At 39.3% G+C, this 18,119-nt stretch carries 21 protein-coding genes and 1 pseudogene; 8 read left to right on the top strand and 14 right to left on the bottom strand.

The window, feature by feature from the left end:
• Window positions 1-186: 186 nt before the first annotated feature.
• Window positions 187-855: a hypothetical protein gene (locus AC4EHK_RS07925; RefSeq protein WP_490978255.1), complete on the bottom strand. Its 669-nt coding sequence runs from the start codon at window positions 853-855 to the stop codon at window positions 187-189.
• A 597-nt stretch (window positions 856-1,452) separates the two neighbouring features.
• Between AC4EHK_RS07925 and AC4EHK_RS07920 the strand changes: the two genes are divergently transcribed.
• The 4 genes from AC4EHK_RS07920 to AC4EHK_RS07905 all read left to right on the top strand — a co-directional run bounded on the left by AC4EHK_RS07920 (window position 1,453) and on the right by AC4EHK_RS07905 (window position 2,860).
• Window positions 1,453-1,743, top strand: a complete 291-nt coding sequence (locus AC4EHK_RS07920) for a DUF4181 domain-containing protein (RefSeq protein WP_490978254.1) — start codon at window positions 1,453-1,455, stop codon at window positions 1,741-1,743.
• On the top strand, window positions 1,740-1,880 hold the full coding sequence (locus tag AC4EHK_RS07915; RefSeq protein WP_490978253.1) for a DUF4181 domain-containing protein: 141 nt from the start codon (window positions 1,740-1,742) through the stop codon (window positions 1,878-1,880). Before AC4EHK_RS07920 ends, AC4EHK_RS07915 begins: the two co-directional genes overlap by 4 nt.
• Window positions 1,881-1,962: 82 nt before the next feature.
• Window positions 1,963-2,268 (top strand): hypothetical protein, encoded by a 306-nt coding sequence (locus AC4EHK_RS07910; RefSeq protein WP_490978252.1) that lies wholly within the window; start codon window positions 1,963-1,965, stop codon window positions 2,266-2,268.
• Between the two features lie 220 nt (window positions 2,269-2,488).
• Complete coding sequence (locus tag AC4EHK_RS07905) at window positions 2,489-2,860, top strand: YhfM domain-containing protein (protein ID WP_490978251.1); 372 nt, start codon at window positions 2,489-2,491, stop codon at window positions 2,858-2,860.
• Window positions 2,861-2,916: 56 nt separating this feature from the next.
• On the opposite strand, the gene AC4EHK_RS07900 is transcribed toward AC4EHK_RS07905, so the two are convergent.
• The 4 genes and pseudogenes from AC4EHK_RS07900 to AC4EHK_RS07885 form a co-directional block, all read right to left on the bottom strand.
• Window positions 2,917-3,267, bottom strand: a complete 351-nt coding sequence (locus AC4EHK_RS07900; RefSeq protein ID WP_490978250.1) for a hypothetical protein — start codon at window positions 3,265-3,267, stop codon at window positions 2,917-2,919.
• A 101-nt stretch (window positions 3,268-3,368) separates the two neighbouring features.
• Window positions 3,369-3,710, bottom strand: a complete 342-nt coding sequence (locus AC4EHK_RS07895; RefSeq protein WP_490978249.1) for an ASCH domain-containing protein — start codon at window positions 3,708-3,710, stop codon at window positions 3,369-3,371.
• A 428-nt stretch (window positions 3,711-4,138) separates the two neighbouring features.
• Window positions 4,139-4,945 (bottom strand): endonuclease I family protein, encoded by an 807-nt coding sequence (locus tag AC4EHK_RS07890; RefSeq protein ID WP_490978941.1) that lies wholly within the window; start codon window positions 4,943-4,945, stop codon window positions 4,139-4,141.
• Window positions 4,946-5,665: 720 nt separating this feature from the next.
• A pseudogene (locus tag AC4EHK_RS07885) lies at window positions 5,666-6,085 on the bottom strand (lamin tail domain-containing protein); the annotation flags it as partial.
• Window positions 6,086-6,582: 497 nt separating this feature from the next.
• On the opposite strand from AC4EHK_RS07885, the gene AC4EHK_RS07880 reads away from it, so the two are divergent.
• The gene (locus tag AC4EHK_RS07880) at window positions 6,583-6,795 is read left to right on the top strand and encodes a hypothetical protein (RefSeq protein WP_490978248.1); all 213 of its coding nucleotides are present in this window, start codon (window positions 6,583-6,585) and stop codon (window positions 6,793-6,795) included.
• A 527-nt stretch (window positions 6,796-7,322) separates the two neighbouring features.
• Window positions 7,323-8,021 (top strand): CPBP family intramembrane glutamic endopeptidase, encoded by a 699-nt coding sequence (locus AC4EHK_RS07875; protein ID WP_490978247.1) that lies wholly within the window; start codon window positions 7,323-7,325, stop codon window positions 8,019-8,021.
• Window positions 8,022-8,054: 33 nt separating this feature from the next.
• Here AC4EHK_RS07875 and AC4EHK_RS07870 read toward each other — a convergent pair whose 3' ends face one another.
• The 8 genes from AC4EHK_RS07870 to AC4EHK_RS07835 all read right to left on the bottom strand — a co-directional run bounded on the left by AC4EHK_RS07870 (window position 8,055) and on the right by AC4EHK_RS07835 (window position 15,357).
• Window positions 8,055-8,807 (bottom strand): MerR family transcriptional regulator, encoded by a 753-nt coding sequence (locus tag AC4EHK_RS07870; protein ID WP_490978246.1) that lies wholly within the window; start codon window positions 8,805-8,807, stop codon window positions 8,055-8,057.
• 161 nt (window positions 8,808-8,968) lie between these two features.
• Window positions 8,969-9,691: a CPBP family intramembrane glutamic endopeptidase gene (locus AC4EHK_RS07865; protein ID WP_490978245.1), complete on the bottom strand. Its 723-nt coding sequence runs from the start codon at window positions 9,689-9,691 to the stop codon at window positions 8,969-8,971.
• Between the two features lie 4 nt (window positions 9,692-9,695).
• Window positions 9,696-10,145, bottom strand: a complete 450-nt coding sequence (locus AC4EHK_RS07860) for a MarR family winged helix-turn-helix transcriptional regulator (protein ID WP_490978244.1) — start codon at window positions 10,143-10,145, stop codon at window positions 9,696-9,698.
• 333 nt (window positions 10,146-10,478) lie between these two features.
• A complete protein-coding gene (locus AC4EHK_RS07855) occupies window positions 10,479-11,030 on the bottom strand; it encodes an S-4TM family putative pore-forming effector (protein WP_490978243.1) in 552 nt (183 codons plus the stop codon).
• Between the two features lie 134 nt (window positions 11,031-11,164).
• On the bottom strand, window positions 11,165-11,422 hold the full coding sequence (locus AC4EHK_RS07850) for an S-4TM family putative pore-forming effector (RefSeq protein WP_490978242.1): 258 nt from the start codon (window positions 11,420-11,422) through the stop codon (window positions 11,165-11,167).
• A complete protein-coding gene (locus AC4EHK_RS07845; protein WP_490978241.1) occupies window positions 11,361-12,359 on the bottom strand; it encodes a hypothetical protein in 999 nt (332 codons plus the stop codon). Before AC4EHK_RS07845 ends, AC4EHK_RS07850 begins: the two co-directional genes overlap by 62 nt.
• A 614-nt stretch (window positions 12,360-12,973) precedes the next feature.
• Window positions 12,974-13,957, bottom strand: coding sequence for a bile acid:sodium symporter family protein (locus AC4EHK_RS07840; RefSeq protein ID WP_490978240.1), 984 nt, complete (start codon window positions 13,955-13,957; stop codon window positions 12,974-12,976).
• Window positions 13,954-15,357 carry an FAD-binding oxidoreductase gene (locus AC4EHK_RS07835; protein WP_490978239.1) on the bottom strand — a complete coding sequence of 468 codons (1,404 nt, stop codon included), beginning with the start codon at window positions 15,355-15,357 and terminating at the stop codon, window positions 13,954-13,956. Before AC4EHK_RS07835 ends, AC4EHK_RS07840 begins: the two co-directional genes overlap by 4 nt.
• A 172-nt stretch (window positions 15,358-15,529) precedes the next feature.
• On the opposite strand from AC4EHK_RS07835, the gene AC4EHK_RS07830 reads away from it, so the two are divergent.
• Complete coding sequence (locus tag AC4EHK_RS07830; protein WP_490978238.1) at window positions 15,530-16,228, top strand: FadR/GntR family transcriptional regulator; 699 nt, start codon at window positions 15,530-15,532, stop codon at window positions 16,226-16,228.
• A 224-nt stretch (window positions 16,229-16,452) separates the two neighbouring features.
• Here the strand turns inward: AC4EHK_RS07830 and AC4EHK_RS07825 are convergent, their stop codons facing one another.
• Window positions 16,453-17,073 (bottom strand): DUF2238 domain-containing protein, encoded by a 621-nt coding sequence (locus AC4EHK_RS07825; RefSeq protein ID WP_490978237.1) that lies wholly within the window; start codon window positions 17,071-17,073, stop codon window positions 16,453-16,455.
• 127 nt (window positions 17,074-17,200) lie between these two features.
• Between AC4EHK_RS07825 and AC4EHK_RS07820 the strand changes: the two genes are divergently transcribed.
• Window positions 17,201-18,040, top strand: coding sequence for a DUF4097 family beta strand repeat-containing protein (locus tag AC4EHK_RS07820; RefSeq protein WP_490978236.1), 840 nt, complete (start codon window positions 17,201-17,203; stop codon window positions 18,038-18,040).
• Window positions 18,041-18,119: the final 79 nt, after the last annotated feature.

The raw sequence follows: 18,119 nt of genomic DNA, 5'->3' as shown, positions 1-18,119 counted from the left end.
TCTGTATGAATACACAAAAACTCTACTTCAGATCGAAGTAGAGTTTACGGGACCACTTATGTGAGTCTATTTACACGATAACCATAATATTTCGCGACCATTTGCTTAATCTGATTTCCTCCTAAAAATCATAAAATGCTAACTAAAAGTTCTTTAGAATATCTTTCCCACCTGTGCAGTAACTTACTACAAAGTGCGTGTTTTCTCATTGTCAGTTAGTATAAAATGAATATCAGATGATTCTCCTGCATCGATATGTTTCGGAACACCTGATAAATCGAGTATTTCGTTTAGATGAATAGCTTTTTTTTGGTTAGCTTCTATCGTTATCCGATACGGACCTGCTAAATTCATAAGAGATTCCATTTGTACTTTGTCTTCCATGAAAAATGAATCTATAAATTCTAATTCAAATGACACTGCCTCATTACTTCGATTATGTAATACCAGATTGCATTCGCCAATCATTTTTTGGTCTATTGACTCAAAATTGCATTGACCATTACTATCGTACGATATGGCTGTGATGCCACTTGCTAAGGTTTCTTGATAGGTAGTGATGAAAAGATTCGGTAAAAATGTATATATCAGGACAACGATAAGCAGTGCTCTAAAGTGGTATTTGTTCATGCCGACGAACAGTAAAATTAGGGCAATTATAAACAGAACGGACCCCATGATCCCAAGTAAAACGTATCCGTCTTGATTCCGGATTGGAAATGACATAAACGTGGTTTGTGCCTCCACCATCACATTATTTGGAAACGGAAAAAACAAATACATACATATGGATAAAATAATGAATGAACTAACGAGTGCAAATTTATTTTTTACCATTCCATCGCTGTTCTCCATTTTTCTCCTCCTTTATAACGTAAAGATATGTAGATTTTTTCTAAACCTAATCGAGTATTTACATTTTCTTTCTTCTTTTCTGCCAATCATTTTATACACGGCAATAACTCCTTCTTAATCCAATATCTTGTTGATGCGCCTAAATATCAAAGTCTATACTTTATTCTAAATTTTGTAATATCTGTTAATTCAATTATACCTGTAATATTCCTCCGCACAATAGAGAAAATTGAATCTGTCCTTTCTTCAGAGCGTTCGTAGAACTGCAATTTATCAAACGAAAAAGGAGAAGCTCAAGTAGGGCTTGTTCTCTTCCAATAGCCAAATTCTATGTAAACCTATATCCTCGGACTCACAGCTTTAAAGCATGATGAAGCTGTCATTTGAATGGGTGATTTCGTTTAGTAAACTCAATTGGGTAGATAATTTCGGCGAGATAATGGAATGCAGATTTTGAACGTAACTTACTTGGACTTATATTCCATTCACTTTCAACAAAAACTTTTTTTAATACCTCTTTTTTGAAAAAATGAAACTTTATTGGAAATTGATTGGTATAGTAATCATAGCTGCTTGTATAACAAGGGAGGACATCTCATGTATGGAGTTGGAACATCATTCTGGTTAAATTTGTTTCTTTTATTGTCCGTTTTTTTCGTATCACTTACTGTATTTAATGCCCTCTTGCGAAAGAGGTTAGGGGTCGAGAAACCAAAAGCATTCTCTTATAACCATGTAAATGATCGACACAAGAAAATTGATTGGGGAATGAGGATTTTTTTTGTTGCCTTGATTGTAATAGGTAGCTTTATCAACGCAGTAAGATTACCTAATGAACCTTATTTATTGCTGCAGCCGTGGTTTTTTTATTTGCACTTATATCTATGACTGAAATTGTAAGAGCGATTATGGAGCGTAAATATGCGAAGAATCCCAATGCCTATATTTATACGCTTGGTCAATTGGCTTTTATAGTTGTATTTCTTATGTTGCTCTTTGTAACTGACTTTTTCGGTATTTTCTAACCTGGCCGTTCACCTGTTTTTCCATCCATCAATAAGTTTCACGATAAAGTAACAGGAAAAACTTTTTGGAAGGAGGGCTCTATTGATAAACTTACTTATCATTACACTCGCTCTTATAATTTTTTTGATTGGGTGTGCTACAAATAATTCGAGTGACTATGAAGGATTTATTGAAGAAATTAAAGAAAATAGCATTGTCATAGTACCTCCCATGACAGAGCACGAAGGAGATTACCCTGTTTGTGAAATTTTATTATCTGAAGACACGGAGATAGATGGCGCTAAAGATAAGCTAAGTGATCTGGAACGTGGGGATGAGGTGGAGATCTGGATTGAAAAAGAAGGTATAAATAAAGAAGGTGCAAAAAGAATTCTGGTAGAAAACTAATCTACTGAACAACTAAAAATAGAGAATAGCATTGAAGTTACTTCAACTATGGAACTTTAACTGAGTAGAGATAACAAAGAGAGCTGAATGTACCTTGCTTGCTATTAGGTTACATTCAAAATCAATAAAAAATAATTTTTAAAGTTAAATCGATAACTGAAAATAAAGAAGTAACTTTAATTGCTTTAGATCTGTCTTATCAATCATAAGGGGGGGTTCGTTGAAAAAATGGTCTCTATTATTTATATGTGTGATTTTTACTTTGTCTTTTGTTGGTGGGTGTTCTCCAGAAAACATCGAGAAAGTAGATGTTTACGAAATGGAAAGCTTTTCGGTTATCAAAAAGGAGTCATTAACTTCATACACAGACTCTAAAGCGGTTAGCCAGTTAGTAAAAGCGTTCAAAAAAGCCGAAAAAGAGCCAGGAATAGTTGATATGGCTGATCCTAATTATAAAGTTGAATTCGGTGAAGAATCATATTATCTTTGGATCCAAAAAGAACAGGGAACGATAATGAATCTAAATGATACTAATTTCATCTACACCCTTTCACAAAGTTCGTCAAAAAAAATTTACGAGCTGTTATATTAACAAATGTTTCAGTACAGTGAAATCAAAGAAATTATAAAACTAAAGTTGAACTGAGATTACTTTGCAGCATCGTTTTTGTTGTATAAATCTTTATAGCTAACGACCAGAAAAGTGAAAACAAATACCAGGAGCATAAAACTTCTAGCATTGAATCCATCAGTCGCTGAAATTTCATCAAGTTTAATGCATACCGCTATAGCTAACATGCTAATGACACCAAAGAGAATAAATAATGGCTTGCGTGTTGAAAAATACTCTTGCTTTACTTCAATTACTAAATAAATGATTGCGAAGATAAGTGAAGCAATACGAGTTAGAAATAAAAATTCATACTGAAGAAAAAACGTTGCAACTAAAAAGCCGATCAATGCCAAAATCACGATTATGGTACTTATATTTTTATTCATCCTAAACTCCTTATATTTCATTCTTGTCTAAACAATATTTTTTAATACTTTAACTAAGTTTGAATGTAACTTAACTGCACTTAAGTTACATTCAGAATCAACTAGACCAACCTCATTACAATCGCCAAAGTACCCCATTTATTTTCTAAATCTGAAGAATAAGTCTTATGTATGGTCTCCACTCTTTCTTCAATCTCTCTACCCACAGCATCAAATTGTTCATCTGGAATATCTTCATACATTTTTCTGAATGAGGAATACCTTTTTAGCGCCTGTATCTCTACACGAACTTTTTCGTTTTCCTCTGGCAACTTTGTAAACTCAATGGTATCGCCTTTTATTAAATTTCTTCTCTTTTGATCATTTAACCGAACTTCTACCGTTTTCCTTCCCGACTTGATTGAATTAAAAGGTCCCTCGTAAAGCCCCATCTTATATTCCATGTCCCATCCTCCAAGGTTATTATTATTTTGCAGCCATACAAAGTAAGATAGTATTGGCATCATATACACACGACTCTAACTGATGAAGGATATATTACCTTCAACTTCCATTATATAGATATTAACATTACTTCCCATTAGTTCATAAAAGGAGTGAGTAAGTTTTCTTAAAGTAAAAGCGTTCGTAAAAGTACACTTATCTACCCAAAAGAAGAGCAAAGCTCAACTAGCTTCTTCCCTTCCGTTAGGCATTATCTGTAAACTGGTTAGTGAGCCGTTTTTAGACCTATAATCAAAAAAAGAGGACAGAAAGCAGATATTCCTGCCCTCCGTCTTCTTTTGTGTCTCCTACCAACTTCTAAGAAAAGCTTTATGAAATCATAAGCAGCGATTTCAAAATGGGTAAAATCTTTCATTTAAACAACTGTTTACCAGATCAATTCCGCCCATTCTGGATGGTCAATGAACGGATTGCGGTTGCCTTGAATGTCCTCGATCTTTTCGTTGCGCTGTTGTTCCCAGCTACTGACAGGATCTTGCTCATGCCACTCGATCAACACGGAGATTTTTCCGTGGAAAGGCGTCGATCCATTATTCACCTGGTCGTTAAGTTCTAAGTCCACTGCGTCATCTGACTCGTAGCGGACCGCCATGTAAAGCAGCATACGGGCTACATCGCCTTTCACTTTATCTGGCGGCTCCCAGGAAGTCGCTGTTCGCAAGCAACCATCGCAGCCGCGTACTGCAGTGCCGCCGTTATCAAAGTCCAAGTTGCCGCGCAGTCCATTCACTTGGACATCTGTCGGGCGCAAATGGTGGATATCTGTCCCTGCCCCCATTGCCGTTCCAAAGCTGCCATGAGACTTCGCCCATGTGTGCTCACGGTTCCAGTCGCCAACATTGCCGCCATTCAAAGATTTTGAGCGTGACTCCCCCGTATACAATAAGAGGACGTTGTTTGAATTGTTCGGATCTTCGTCCGTTGTTTTTAATGCGTCCCATACTTGGGAATAGCTGAGTTGACGGTGATCATCAATAATTTCATGGAGTTCTGCTTTTAACGCCTCGCCTTGCAAGCCATCTGCTGTGTCATAATATTCTTCCGGCGCAGGAGCTTCTGCAGACACCGTTACTGAAAATGACTGGGTGATGCTTTGGTTGCCGTCGCTTGCTGTCACGCCGATAATGTGTAAGCCTTCCGGCAAGTCGAGCGTCAAGTTTGAGCCAGTGACTATCCCTTTAGTTGATGAATAGGAAAGGCTTTCCCCTTCAGGATCAGAGAAATATTCCGTCAGGTCATACTGTAAGCGATCCCCTGCCCATACTTGTTCCCCGACAAACACTTTCGTTGCTACAGGTACTTTATTTTCCTTTGGCAAATGTGGAGAAGGAATCTGCTCATCGTCCGAATTATAGAAGCGAATCTCTTCATAATCAGCGCCATTGATAAAATTGATCTCCTGGATGTTTTCAGCTCCTTTAATTTCAGAAACGTTCTTGCCATCCACCACTACTTTCTTTACATCAATTCCCGTAAAATCAAAAATTGAATTTGCACGAGCGGGACTTAATACCACTTTGACATTCGCAAACCCTGAACCATGGAATTCGCCGTATTTCCCTTTCACATAGACGCCATCCGTGATGGATGCTTTTCCACTCAATGTCACTGACACACTTGGTTGGCCAATCGTCAATTTTTTCTTTTTCAGGTTCTCGTAATGCAAACTTTTTTGAGGTTCCATTGGCTGCAGTTCTGGAGTAGGTACTGGTGTTTCACCGACACTATTCATTGTATGGATGCCCAGATGTTCAAATGTATCAGCTGGATACGCAGTCCATTCAGTCGAAGGATCGAATGCATCATCCACTACGCTGTTGCCAGTTTGGACATCCGGATTGCGCACCAGCGTAACATCTTTCGTGTTTTCAACTCGCGTGCCCACTTGGCCAATCGAATCGATTGCAACTCCGTCTTTTTCCAAGACCAGTGCATCATCGCCATTAAAATTGATCACACTGTTATTTTGAAGATCTCCTTGTTCCTGAATTGCCGGACCTGCGCCGCTATTGTAAAGAACTACCGTATCTCCGCTTGCCACAGTACCCGAAAGCGTCATTTCACTTTGCACGGATGTGTTGCCATTTGCATACAAGGCTACGGAATAAGGGCTCAATTCGATTGATGCGCCAGTTCCGTTGTAAATTTCAATCGCTTTGTTTAAGCTGCTGCCTTCAATGTATTCCGAAATAAAAAGATCGCTTTCTGGTGCAGCCGCTTCAACTGCTAGTTGTGAACCAGGTACCCAAAAGCTCGCAGCTAATCCTACCGATAATAGCGCTTTAGCTGATTTATTCCATATTTTTTTGTCCATCGTACTGTCGTCCTCCTCTTTTCTGTAAAAATGTTTCCATTGGAAATGCTCGTTTATCTGACTTTTTCCAATAGACTTTTATAAATTTTTTAATATTATACTAATTTAATTTACAATTTCTTCTATTATCTTCTAAACATTACCGAACACTTTCCACTTCGTCAATGTTATTTAGCAAAACTTACATAAAGTTAACAAAATACTAAAGGTTACATAAAATTTGTTCAGTCATACCATCAGCTGCCTATATTCATTGCTTTCCATATCAAAGGCAATCTAATTTAACTCTTCTTACGTTTTATTAAAAAGGATAAAAAGGAGGATAAAATAACAATTAACAAAAAGTACGGGTTGATACTTACTGCAGGCATTCTGTCATTGGCAGCCTAAGAAGAAGAGCATGCGACACCCAAGAGAAAAAAGTAAGAAGCACTGTTGAAGAAGAAACAACTATGTTCGGAAACAGAAGAGAAATCTATGGAGTAGGAGGTTTTCCAATGAAGTACAACGATTTTAAAAATGCAATTGAGAGTAAGTATGAGAAATCTTTAAAAATGATCATGTACGAAATTTGCATAGTAAAAAAGTTGAACACAGTAGAAGGCTCAAAAAAACTGGGAATAGCCAAAGAAATATTCGTTTACTGGCGGCATCACTATCGGTTTGAAGAGAGGCAGCGACTATTTGACCAAGTGATAGAAGATCTATAGGATAAACGGTCTTTATGTACTGACGAGAAAATAAAATGATGCTCTTCAGCGGAAGGGATGTTAATGACCCTGATACTTCCTTATTACACAGCTAGCAGGTACCTTCTAATAATTTTTTGTCGTTCTCAGATATCAGAACCATTTCAAAGAGCCGGTTCTGTAAACAGAAAAGTAAACCCGATCTAAAAAGAAGTTGGTAAAAAATAGGGCTACTGCTGCAAAAGAATTTCCCCCGCCCTGGGCCATCGTGATGAGAACGGCCGGGAGAAAAAAGGTGCATACAAGATAAGGGAAATAACCTAAAATTGTTCAACTCTTTTGTCTGTAAAGCTAATAATTAAAAAGTATAGTGGCATGGCTAAATATTCTTAAAAAAACACTTCTCTGAACACTAACATTAAAGAAACTTAAGTAAACCTTTTCTCTTTTAGGTTCAAAACTAGGTTTATAAAAAGAAAATCCTTGCAGGTTACCTTACGTCACCCGATATTCTGGTGATAGGAAGTTAGAAACTTGGAGGGAAAATAATGTTAGAAGGATTTTTTGAACGAAATGAAATGTGGAGATGGCAGGAGTTAATTTATATGCTGTTTCTTGTATTGGTACTCGTTCCGATTTTCATTGAAACTATCTTATTTAATTATCTAGTGAACATTTTTCAAAATGAATTATATGCCGGTACATTGAATGGCTTTATCATGGCCATCATTTTTACAACGGCGCTTTACATTATCGTGTTGAAACCCAAGAAACAATCTTGGAAAGCTGTCGGACTAAAACCGGTTCCTCTAAAAGAATGGAGGTTGGTAGCCATTTGGACAATTATCCTGATCATCGTGAGCATCGGTTTAGTTGTTGGGATGTCTTTTATAGGAGTTGGAATCGAAAATAGTAAAACAGAAAGTCTCCAGTCACAGATGACATTGTTGAACTTTACAATTGGGTTTGTATCGGCTGCTATCATCTCCCCCATTTACGAAGAAATTTTTTATCGCGGCTTCCTTTACCGTTTTTTCAGCAGCCGCTATGGCGTTTTGAGCGGCATGCTGATCAGTTCTCTTATTTTTACGATCGTCCATATCCCTACATTTAACACCTTGCCAGTGAATTTTGTATCGGGTCTTGTTTTTTCATGGGTCTATCAAAAAACTGGCTCAATCATTCCAAGTATTTTAATTCATGGAATATTTAATGGAATTGCCGTGATCTTGACTGCCATAGCTTGACCCTTTCCTCTCCAGACTGACGTGTTCCAGCTGTCAGTTAGGAGGGATTTCTTTTTTAGCGCCCATCTCCAGAAAGCTGATAATAGCTGGTGAAATTGGATAGAGACCCAGCTCAGCGGAAGCTTCGGGAGATCTGCGCACTTCCCAAAAAGCTTTGACCAGTTCCGGATCGTCGCCAAACGTTTCTTCTGATAGAATGTCGACATCTTCAAGAATAAGTCGACCTTCCAAAGAGATAGGGGAAACCCCATTTTCCAGACAAAGCTCAATTCTTTTGATGATATTGATCCACTTTTTAGTGATCCTGTCTCCGCTTTCAAGTTTAGGCAACTGACTTTTAAGGTGTGCTTGCTGTTCTACAGAGAAATATTGATTCCAATCTTTCTCTTTCTCTTCATTCGCGACCAAGTAAATTAAGTCTTCCCAGTGAAGAGTTGCTTTTAAGTCCAGCAAATTCAATAGCGATTGTGTATGCTTTAATGAATTCGTCAGGTGTTCCATCTCTTCACTCAACAAAGACTGATGGGCAAGCAAGATAGCGGACATTGACTGTTCTGCCAGGATACTCCGACTGTCTTCGAGCGACAGATTCAACGATTTGAGCAGGATAACTTTTTGCAACTTCAGGATATCCTCTTTGGAATAGTACCGCTTCCCACCGGCTTCCTTCCTTGAAGGCTGCACCAACCCGATTTGATCGTAGTATCGAATCGTCCGCACCGAGATATTCAAGATTTTTGATAATTCGCCAGTTGATAAGTAACTTGCACTTTCTTCGTTTCCCACTTCTTATATTCACTCCCAAAATTTCAACTTTTGATATGTTGTGATGTGTAAACTAATATTAGAATTTTAGTTTCCTTTCTCTCTATTCCTATCTTAATTAATCCAGTACAGAAGAAACTTACCCGTTTGAAAAATGAAAAGCAAGATTATGGGTATCAAATTTAGTTTGTTGTATGTAGTGTTTGACTGAACTTTTTGGATTTCCGGCTCTGGATTGGCCACCACATCAAATGGAACAGCATATGCACAAGTATAGCTGCTAATAGCCCTCCTTGAATAAAAGCTACTCCAGCAAATAAACCAACCCAACTGTTGCCGATAACCGTATAGACGTACATAGCCGGTTTTGGCTGTGAAGTAATCAACTTAATGGCTGGCAAATGGACCAGGGCAAATAGAATGCTGGAAACGAAAATTGCAGCGATAACGCTGATAACCTTCCCTATGCTCAGCAATTGGAATAACCAAATAAATAAACTAAGTAACCCCCATCGGAATATTACTTCTTCTAAAACCCCCCCATAAAACACCCGGCTCAGAATGCCGGTATTCACATAATGGGTTTCAATCTCTATATAGTCTGATTTTGTTATTTTCGGCACCAAATATATATAGTACAAAGCTAAGTGGCCAATCGAACAAATGACACCAAGACCGACACCAAACAAGAGAATTTGGCTGATATCTAGCTGATTTCCTATAGAAATTCTTGGAACAACATATGCCCCAATCAGCGAGAAAAGAGTGGCGGTTAAAAAATGGGCTGTTAATCGTTGGCCATCGGTTACATCATTTTCATTTATGTGAATTTTTTCTGAGCGATACATAAATAGTATCCCGGGAAGGCAAATAAAAAAGACTACGATGAAATAACTCCAGTTCATCAAGTTACTCTCCCTTCACTTTTGCTTGTTCCGCTAAGATCACTTCATAAATCTTGTTCACTGCCTGATCCAGTTGATCTATTACGTTTTCATCTAGTTTAGCGTAGTAGGTCGACGCAATTTCTTCGTCTACTTTGGTATATAACTCATATAACCTGTTGCCATTGTCACCAAGTGTTACAATGATTTCCCTCCTTGAATCCGGATTAATCGTTCGCTTAATATAGTTTTCCTTCTCAAGTTTTGTTAACAATTGGCTGATGGCACCTGCTGTGACATTCATCTTTTGAGCCAATTCATTCACAGTCAATTTGCTATGCTTCTGCACATGCTCAATGACTAAAGATTGCTTTGGTGTTAGTTTGTGTTCCAGAACTTCCTCATAGTGATGCAGCAATGCATAATTGATCTGATCAAGAGTTTGGAAGATGCCATTCATTCGTTTTATTATCATATGAATACCTCAATTCATTTAGTTAGATAAATAGTTTAGCTACCTAAAATATTTATTAAATGTATTGTAACCCAATATATAAATTGAAGAAAGCAATATAGATGGAATTTTTACAAAAATCCATTCTTTAAAAAAAGAGATCTTTTATGTTAACTCTATTTGCGGTAACCGTTCGTAAAAGTACACGTTTACGGACGGTCTGAAAACAGCTAAAAACGACCGAAAAGAGCGTTCGTTAATATGTCAAAATACTTTACGAACATTCAAGGATTCTTTTTAACTTTTTAGAACATTAAATAGATACTTTTCCTTTCCTTCAAAAAACACTTCCGATCAAGAATCGGAGGTGTTTTGATTTTTGCTATGATTTTGATTCGACTCTTTTGATATTTTCTCGAATACATTACGCTTTAACCAGCAAAGTTTATCCGGAACCATGTTAGCATCACATCGTTTTAAAAACACAATATCCTGATAGCCTCTAATATCGTAATCTAAATCATTAATGCTAGAATAATTTTCGATGTCACTTGTAACTTTAGGGAAAATTCTAGCTAATGATTCGTATCGCTGTTTGTGGCTATTAATTATCTCGATTAAATGTAGGATTAATGGTAAAGATGGCACTAAAAAAGAAATGATCATGGTTTCAGTAGGTAAATTTAATAAGAAACCAATTGCAATAACAAATACAGTATAAATAATTAATACCCATTGCAAAATATTCTTGTAAACTTTTCTTTGTTCTATGTCCCAGTGTAAATTTGTCTTTTGAGCTAATAAAACATTAAAAACATGATGAGTAATAGTTAGTCCAGGATACCAATCTATGAGCTTCTCCTCTCTTTCTTGAGATTTCCCATTCAAATCCAATATTCTTTCCAATGAAATTTTTTCTCCCACTAAAAGAGTATTCCATGGAATTTGAAAACATCCATATCAAAATTCTCTTGAATTGTTGCTGCCTCTTTTACCAGTCTCTTTTCTTTTTCGACGAGAAAAATCTTGTTTACAATTAGTCAAATTCCAGCTATAAACGCTAACTCTTCTTTAAACCCAGGAAAATATTTTAAACATAACAAACTTATGATAGGAAGCATTACAGTTACCATTACTCTCATAGATCGTAAGAACTTAGCTTCACTATAAAGGACTCGCACCGCAGCCAACAAACGCAACGATTCTGGTTTATTCTGTTTTATATTGATGTAAATTTCATCCGTATTCAGGGAAGTCGCCCCCAAATACTGTCTGCCATTCGGTGTGTGCTGCTTCATGGTCGCCAGCAGCTACTAAATCAATAGCATTTTGTGCGCATAAGTACGCTTTCGAGGCTGCCTCAGCAAATCTGAATTTTGTTTCATAAGAGAGCGAGTTTAAATAGCCTTGTATCTCCTTTGGATCTTGACAACTCCAATAAATACTTTGACTCAAACTGTGAAAGACATTGGCTAAAGTCGATTGATCAGTGGTTGCTGACCAATTTGATTCAAAATAATTCAAGATCAAATTTTCTATTAGATACGAACCTATATCTGGCACTACTATACGAGTATGCCAAGCTTTAACTAGCCTTATAATCCTTAAAACTCCGCCATCATGCTGTTGATTTATTGATGTGGCTCTTTTAGCGTCTATTCTTGGATCAGTTCTTTTCCACTTACCATTATCATCTGGAATTAAATAATATGCTCGTTGAAAGTTATCCGGCGCAGTTGTAAATGCCGGAACAATATCAAAATTCCAGTCATAGCTATTTAACTTAAGTGTTATTGCTTCTTGATTCCTTTTGATGTCTGCTCCAGAATATTGAGGGATATTACTTAAGGAGCTTTTCAACTTATATAGTAACTTGATAGAATTCAGAGTTGAGTCGTCATTCGTCAAACGTCTTAGCCTACTTGCCTTTTCAGGAATAGAAATAGTGATTTCACCATTATAAGTATTATTATAGTGACCGCCGTCTCCTGTAAAAACTACAAGAAAGTCAATATCGCCTAACGGACGGACTTTTGTACGCCTTGCAAATGAACCCATCTGCACATTATTTTCATCCTTATAAATATGAGGAAAGAAAACATCGTTATTTTCAAATTTTTCGATTTTGGCAACTAACCAATCCCGACTACTTCTTGCTGTTTCTAATCTGCTAGGGTCTAAATCTACTTTGTTTTTCGAAAACTCTCTTAGAGAGGTATAAATATTTTTTGCCACATAATTATCATCTTTCTTTTTAAGTTGCACCAACAATTATACAAACAAATGTTCCATTATGCTATTTTTATTAAAATTAAAAATAATAACTAACTTAGAATTTATTGTTTTTATTGGAAATGTAATATTGTAATTACATAATAAAAACTTTTGAGCGGAATGAGTTTCTTCTATTACTTTGTGATGCAACTGGGGCTGGTGCATTCTTGTACCAATTGAATCGAGTTTTTAACATTGTTCCTTCTTGAAAATTCGATTCAGCTGTTCTAAATGGCCGTCTAACAGCCTGTATCTATTGATCTTTATAGATAATTACTTGTTTTGTTTCATCATTTTTTAACCTAACGTGGTTCCGATCGCATCTTTTATTATCCTAAATTTTATTTTACTGGATTACGATGCGATCAGAATAATGATTGACTTTAATTTGCCCAGTCTTTTATGATATTTGGCTAGTATTAACCATAGAAAAAAGCTACCCATTAGATGGACAGCTAATTACTTTATTAATTAAATTTCGTAGCGCTGGCGTGTTCAGGGGCTAAACAAAGTGACCACAACGAGGTATAAATAATAATTCCCAAATACACTTGACGATATACTAATTATTCAACTCAAGCTTTCCTAGCCTTTACTTCAGAAGCCCGTTCCAACTCAGTCTCTCTATTCGGTACCGCCGGCTTTTTCGACCAAATTGTCGCAAGAATCGGTCCTGAGATGTTATGCCAAATCGCGCCCCATACGCTCGGCAATGCCGCAAGCGGACTGAAATGGGCGGTGGCGAGTGCGACGCCCAATCCGGAATTCTGCATGCCCACTTCAAGCGAAATGGCACGGCGGTCGGTTTCATTGAGTCCCATTAGCATGGCGGTTAAATAGCCAAGCACGAGGCCAAAACCGTTATGCAAAAATACGGCGAAGAAGACGATGAATCCTGAACTGATGACGTTTTGCGCGTTGGCAGCCGTGACTGCTGAAACGATGATTAAAATGGCCGCAACGGAAATGAGCGGTACGATGGAAATGCTTTTGGCGACCGCTTTCGGAAAGAACTGCTGCACCAGAATGCCGAGTGTAATCGGAATGATGATCACTTGAATGATCGACAGGAACATCGACAGCGGATTTACCGGAAGCCATTGGCCTGCAAGCAGCAATAACAACAGCGGCGTCATGATGGGCGCCATCAATGTCGATAGCGAAGTCATCGCAACAGACAGCGCTAGATTTCCTTTTGCAAGATAAACCATGACATTTGATGCGGTTCCACCAGGCACACAGCCAAGAAGCACGAGTCCCGCTGCCAATTCAGGCGGCAAGTTGAGTAAATAGGCGATGCCAAATGCGGCAAGCGGCATGATCAAAAATTGCGCCGCAACGCCGATGACTACAGGCAGTGAATTTTTAAAGATGATTTTGAAATCGACCGGCTTTAGCGTCAGCCCCATTCCGAACATGACGACACCGAGAAGAATCGTAATATATGCACCAAACCCGATGAATGCTTCAGGCAAGAAAAACGCAAGTAATGCTGCGAGAATAACCCATACGGCAAAATATTTTCCAGCGACGGCACTTACGGACTGCAGTATTTTCATTGGATCGTCTCCTTTTTTTCTACTTTGATGTTTTTGCCAGGGTTCAATAGATTATCTGGATCCAATGCAGCTTTGATTTTTTCCATCACAGCTAAAGCTGCACCGTGTTCCTGCTGCTGATATTTTTGCTTGCCGATGCCGACACCGTGTTCTCCTGTACATGTACCGCCCCGCTCGAGCGCATACACCACAATGCGTTCATTAAACTCCTGCGCTCTTGCAATTTCTTCTGGGTTTTCCATGTCCATCATAATGAGCGCATGGAAGTTGCCATCTCCGACATGTCCAACGATTCCACCAGGTAAATCGAGCGCTATCAGGTTTTCCCGTGCATGTCCAACTGCACCCGCCAGTTCAGAGATCGGCAGACATACATCGGTAACCATCATTTTTTTGCCGGGATGTCCGTGAATGTAAGCGTAAGCTAGTGTGTGGCGTGCTTCCCATAGCCGGTTGCGCGCTGCGGTATCGGTTTCAAATGCGACTTCTTCGCACGCATGCCCCGCAACGATTTCCTGCATAAAGGCCACATCCTGCTGCAATCCGGCTTCATTGCCATGAAACTCCAAAAACAATGTAGGCATTTCTTTGTAAGCGGTATCATTGTATTTGTTGACTTGTTTCATCGATTGCTCATCCACCAGTTCAACACGGGCGATTGGAATGCCTGCCTGCAAAATAGAAACCACTGCTTCCACCGCGTCTTTCACTGTCGCAAACGAGGCGCGTGCCGCTGTAATAAATTCAGGAATGCCATAGACACGAAGCGTCATTTCGGTAAAGCAGCCAAGCGTCCCTTCTGAACCGACAAACAACCCATTTAAATGAAGTCCGGACGAAGATTTGGCGGCCTTGTTTCCAGTATGGATGACGGTTCCGTCAGCCGTTACCACTTCCAAGTCGCGCACCTGGTCCCGCATGACGCCGTATTTTACAGAAGTGGTCCCACTCGCATTAGTCGCAGCCATTCCGCCAAGTGTCGCATCCGCTCCAGGGTCTACGGTGAAAAACAATCCGTATTTTTTTAGTTCTTTATTGAGCTGCGTCCGAGTTACACCCGGCTGCACCGTGACGAGAAAATCTTCTTCAAAAACTGCCAATACTTTGTTCATCAATGAAAAATCGACTGTAATGCCGCCTCTTTGGGGAATGACATGCCCCTCTAAACTGGAACCGAGTCCAAATGGCACAACCGGAATCTGGTATGTGGTAGCCGATTTCATGATGGCCGATACTTGCTCGGTCGTCTCGGGAAAAACGACAATGTCCGGCAATTCCATTTGATGATAAGATTCGTCCTGGCCATGCAACTCTTTTACGGTTTCGTTGATGCTAATTTGTTCTTCTCTCAAGTGTTTTCTCAAGCTTTCCAAAATGGTTTTTTGTTTGCCAACTGCCATGCTTGATCGCTCCCTCTTAATTTTTCACAACTTATTCAGAATTGGTCCTACCAATTAACCCAATTATACATAATAATCTGAAAAATACAATGTGTATTTTCAGACATTTCCCAATCCTTTCGGTATGATGAAGGAAAGATCTAAAATAGCTGGACAGGGAGAGCGATTACCATTGTTGAATCCAAAAAAACGAACCTATGAATTAATAGTGGAACAAATAAATATGCTGTGCTTGGAAAAAGGATTGATGCCTGGCGACAGGCTTCCTTCCGAACGCGATCTGGCTAGTTTGTTTGGGGTCAGCCGCAACTCGGTGCGAGAAGCGTTAAAAGGTCTGGAAAGCAAAGGCAAGTTAGAAATCCGTCAAGGCGGAGGAAGTTTTCTTGCTGCCTCCAAAAGGGCTTCGCTCGGCAATGAACTCCGCACGCACATGGATGAAACAAAAGCACTGTTGATCGATGAAATGTTGGAATTGCGGAGAGCATTTGAGGTAGAAGCAGCCTCTCTAGCCGCACAAAGAGCCACTGCTGAAAATCTTGAAGCCATCAGGCATGTGCTGTCGCAAATGGCCAAAGCCATAGATGACCCGGAATTGGGCGTACAGGCAGACTTGGATTTTCACCTGCAGGTCGCGTACGCAACAAAAAATCAGTTATTGATCGATTTAATGGAAACACTGGCAAGCCGGATGGAAGAAAATATTCGGGCTACCCGCAGACATCGCTTTACCGATAGCAGCCGTCATGCAGACACACTTAAAGAACACGAAGAAATTTACTTGGCAATCGCCGATGGCAATAGTGATTTGGCCAGGCAGTTGATGGACAAGCACATTTCCAGGATTCGATTGGAGCTGTTCAGAGCTACTTAAAACTGAGATTCAAGTGATTAAGTAACGCATTGGATAAAGTTCTTTGCCTTTTATAACGTTAACGCCCCCTTTGAAATCACTCGATTTCGAAGGGGGCGTTTTAGCTGCGTAAGATATTCCTATGAAAAGCAAAGTTATTAACTACCACGCTAAAAAAACTTATTTATCTGATAATTGGATAAACTTATGATAAAATTAGCATTATAGAATACACGAAGATACGTCTATCTTTTCCTACTCTTTCTTTCCTTCTTTTCCTTCTTGTTTCGGCTCCGCAATTTCAATATGGTAAATGCGGTGATCGAACCGCCGATCAATCCCATAATCATGTCGATCATCGTGTCGTCTGGATCGCGGCCTTGTGCGGTGAAACTGAATAATTTGTCACCTGCAAACTCCAACAACTCCCATGACGCCGCAGCGGCCAAGGAAAAGCAAATCATATACAGTGCGATAAACGAATTGGGAAGGTCAGACCCCCCTCCGTTGCGAAGCAAATGCCGGAGGATGATCCAGCTGGCATAGCCGATCCAGATACCTGAAAATACGTGGAGAAAATCATCAAAGTGATTTATTTGGTAACCTCCGACGAATGTACCAATGACTACTGAAAAGAAAATAAAGATATAGATGATGGTTGTAAAAATTGAAGGCAGCGGATAATGATAATGCCGTTGGACAAGAGAGATCGCCACCATGACTGCAATCGTAAGAAAGCCCATAAACACTTTCGTTCCATTATTTTCTGCATACATATAATAGATGCCTACCAACAAAGATATTTGCACCAACCACCAGACAAGCCGTTCAACCGCAATCGCTCGCCTGTTTTGCACGGTTTCCATAACTACCCCTCCTTTGGCCAGTTGCGTCTTCAGTTGCTCTAGATGTAAGTATTCCACAAAATGTTGGAAAAGCCTGTTGCCCTATCCAATGCTGTGCATGTTTTATCAAAGAAAGGAAAATCCGGCTATGAAAACATTAGTAAGGATTTTGATTACTGTCATCGTGCTATTCCTTATTGTAGTCATTGCGCTTTTGTATGCCATCTACAGTTCTGATCCGGCACAACAAGACGTGCTAGAAGAAAAAACGTTCAACGAAAAAATCGAATCTATGGACATCCAAGTAGAAAACTCTCGCGTGGATATTGTGCCAAGCACTGACAACACTGTACGTGTCGTGCTGACGGGCAGTGAGGATGATGTGAGGTTGCAGACAGACGTTTCAGGCAATCAGTTGACCATTGAGGTAGAGGATCGATTTCGGTTTTTTATATTTGGCTTTAGTCGCTCTCACTCGTTGCAAGTCTATGTCCCTTCTGATGGGTTGGAATTGCTCACTGTTGAAAGCGATAATGGCACTATCCTGGCTAAAGACATCGATGCCAATGAAGTTTCAATCGAATCAGATAATGGGCGCATTGCACTGGATGCATTAAAAAGCGAGATAGTTGAAGCTGAAACAGACAATGGCGCAATTGAAGTGGCCAATATGGATGCCAATATGACCATCCACTCGTCAAATGGCCGCATTGTGTTTACCGATGCAGCAGGCAACTTGAAAGCAAACGCCAATAACGGCCGCATCGAATTAACTACCGATTTGCTTAACTTCCCAATAGACTTTGAAACTGACAATGGCCGCATTGAAATTCATTCTGACAGCGAGCCCACTAATGCGCGGATCGAATCACGCACCGATAATGGGGTCATTGATGTGTTTGGGCGCAATTCCGAAGAAGTCAGTTTTGGCAACGGGGATGTGCTGATCCGCCTCGTTACCAACAATGGCCACATTATCGTGAAATAAAAGCGAAAACGCCACCAACGAAATCAAATGATTTCGTTGGTGGCGTTTATTGCTATAGAACTGCATTTCCCAATCGTTG

Source organism: Planococcus sp. TJ-307 (genome assembly GCF_058268435.1).
The sequence above is the reverse complement of the archived record's forward strand: the minus strand, read 5'-3'. Positions and strand labels throughout refer to the sequence as shown.

Bases quoted from the DNA above. Each gene is read 5' to 3' on its own strand.
- AC4EHK_RS07875 (WP_490978247.1), top strand. From the start codon at position 7,323: ATGTTAGAAGGATTTTTTGAACGAAATGAAATGTGGAGATGGCAGGAG.
- AC4EHK_RS07900 (WP_490978250.1), bottom strand. From the start codon at position 3,267: ATGAATAAAAATATAAGTACCATAATCGTGATTTTGGCATTGATCGGC.
- AC4EHK_RS07915 (WP_490978253.1), top strand. From the start codon at position 1,740: ATGACTGAAATTGTAAGAGCGATTATGGAGCGTAAATATGCGAAGAAT.
- AC4EHK_RS07820 (WP_490978236.1), top strand. From the start codon at position 17,201: ATGAAAACATTAGTAAGGATTTTGATTACTGTCATCGTGCTATTCCTT.
- AC4EHK_RS07840 (WP_490978240.1), bottom strand. From the start codon at position 13,957: ATGAAAATACTGCAGTCCGTAAGTGCCGTCGCTGGAAAATATTTTGCC.
- AC4EHK_RS07925 (WP_490978255.1), bottom strand. From the start codon at position 855: ATGGAGAACAGCGATGGAATGGTAAAAAATAAATTTGCACTCGTTAGT.
- AC4EHK_RS07825 (WP_490978237.1), bottom strand. From the start codon at position 17,073: ATGGAAACCGTGCAAAACAGGCGAGCGATTGCGGTTGAACGGCTTGTC.
- AC4EHK_RS07895 (WP_490978249.1), bottom strand. From the start codon at position 3,710: ATGGAATATAAGATGGGGCTTTACGAGGGACCTTTTAATTCAATCAAG.
- AC4EHK_RS07880 (WP_490978248.1), top strand. From the start codon at position 6,583: ATGAAGTACAACGATTTTAAAAATGCAATTGAGAGTAAGTATGAGAAA.
- AC4EHK_RS07920 (WP_490978254.1), top strand. From the start codon at position 1,453: ATGTATGGAGTTGGAACATCATTCTGGTTAAATTTGTTTCTTTTATTG.
- AC4EHK_RS07860 (WP_490978244.1), bottom strand. From the start codon at position 10,145: ATGATAATAAAACGAATGAATGGCATCTTCCAAACTCTTGATCAGATC.
- AC4EHK_RS07865 (WP_490978245.1), bottom strand. From the start codon at position 9,691: ATGAACTGGAGTTATTTCATCGTAGTCTTTTTTATTTGCCTTCCCGGG.
- AC4EHK_RS07835 (WP_490978239.1), bottom strand. From the start codon at position 15,357: ATGGCAGTTGGCAAACAAAAAACCATTTTGGAAAGCTTGAGAAAACAC.
- AC4EHK_RS07850 (WP_490978242.1), bottom strand. From the start codon at position 11,422: ATGAAGCAGCACACACCGAATGGCAGACAGTATTTGGGGGCGACTTCC.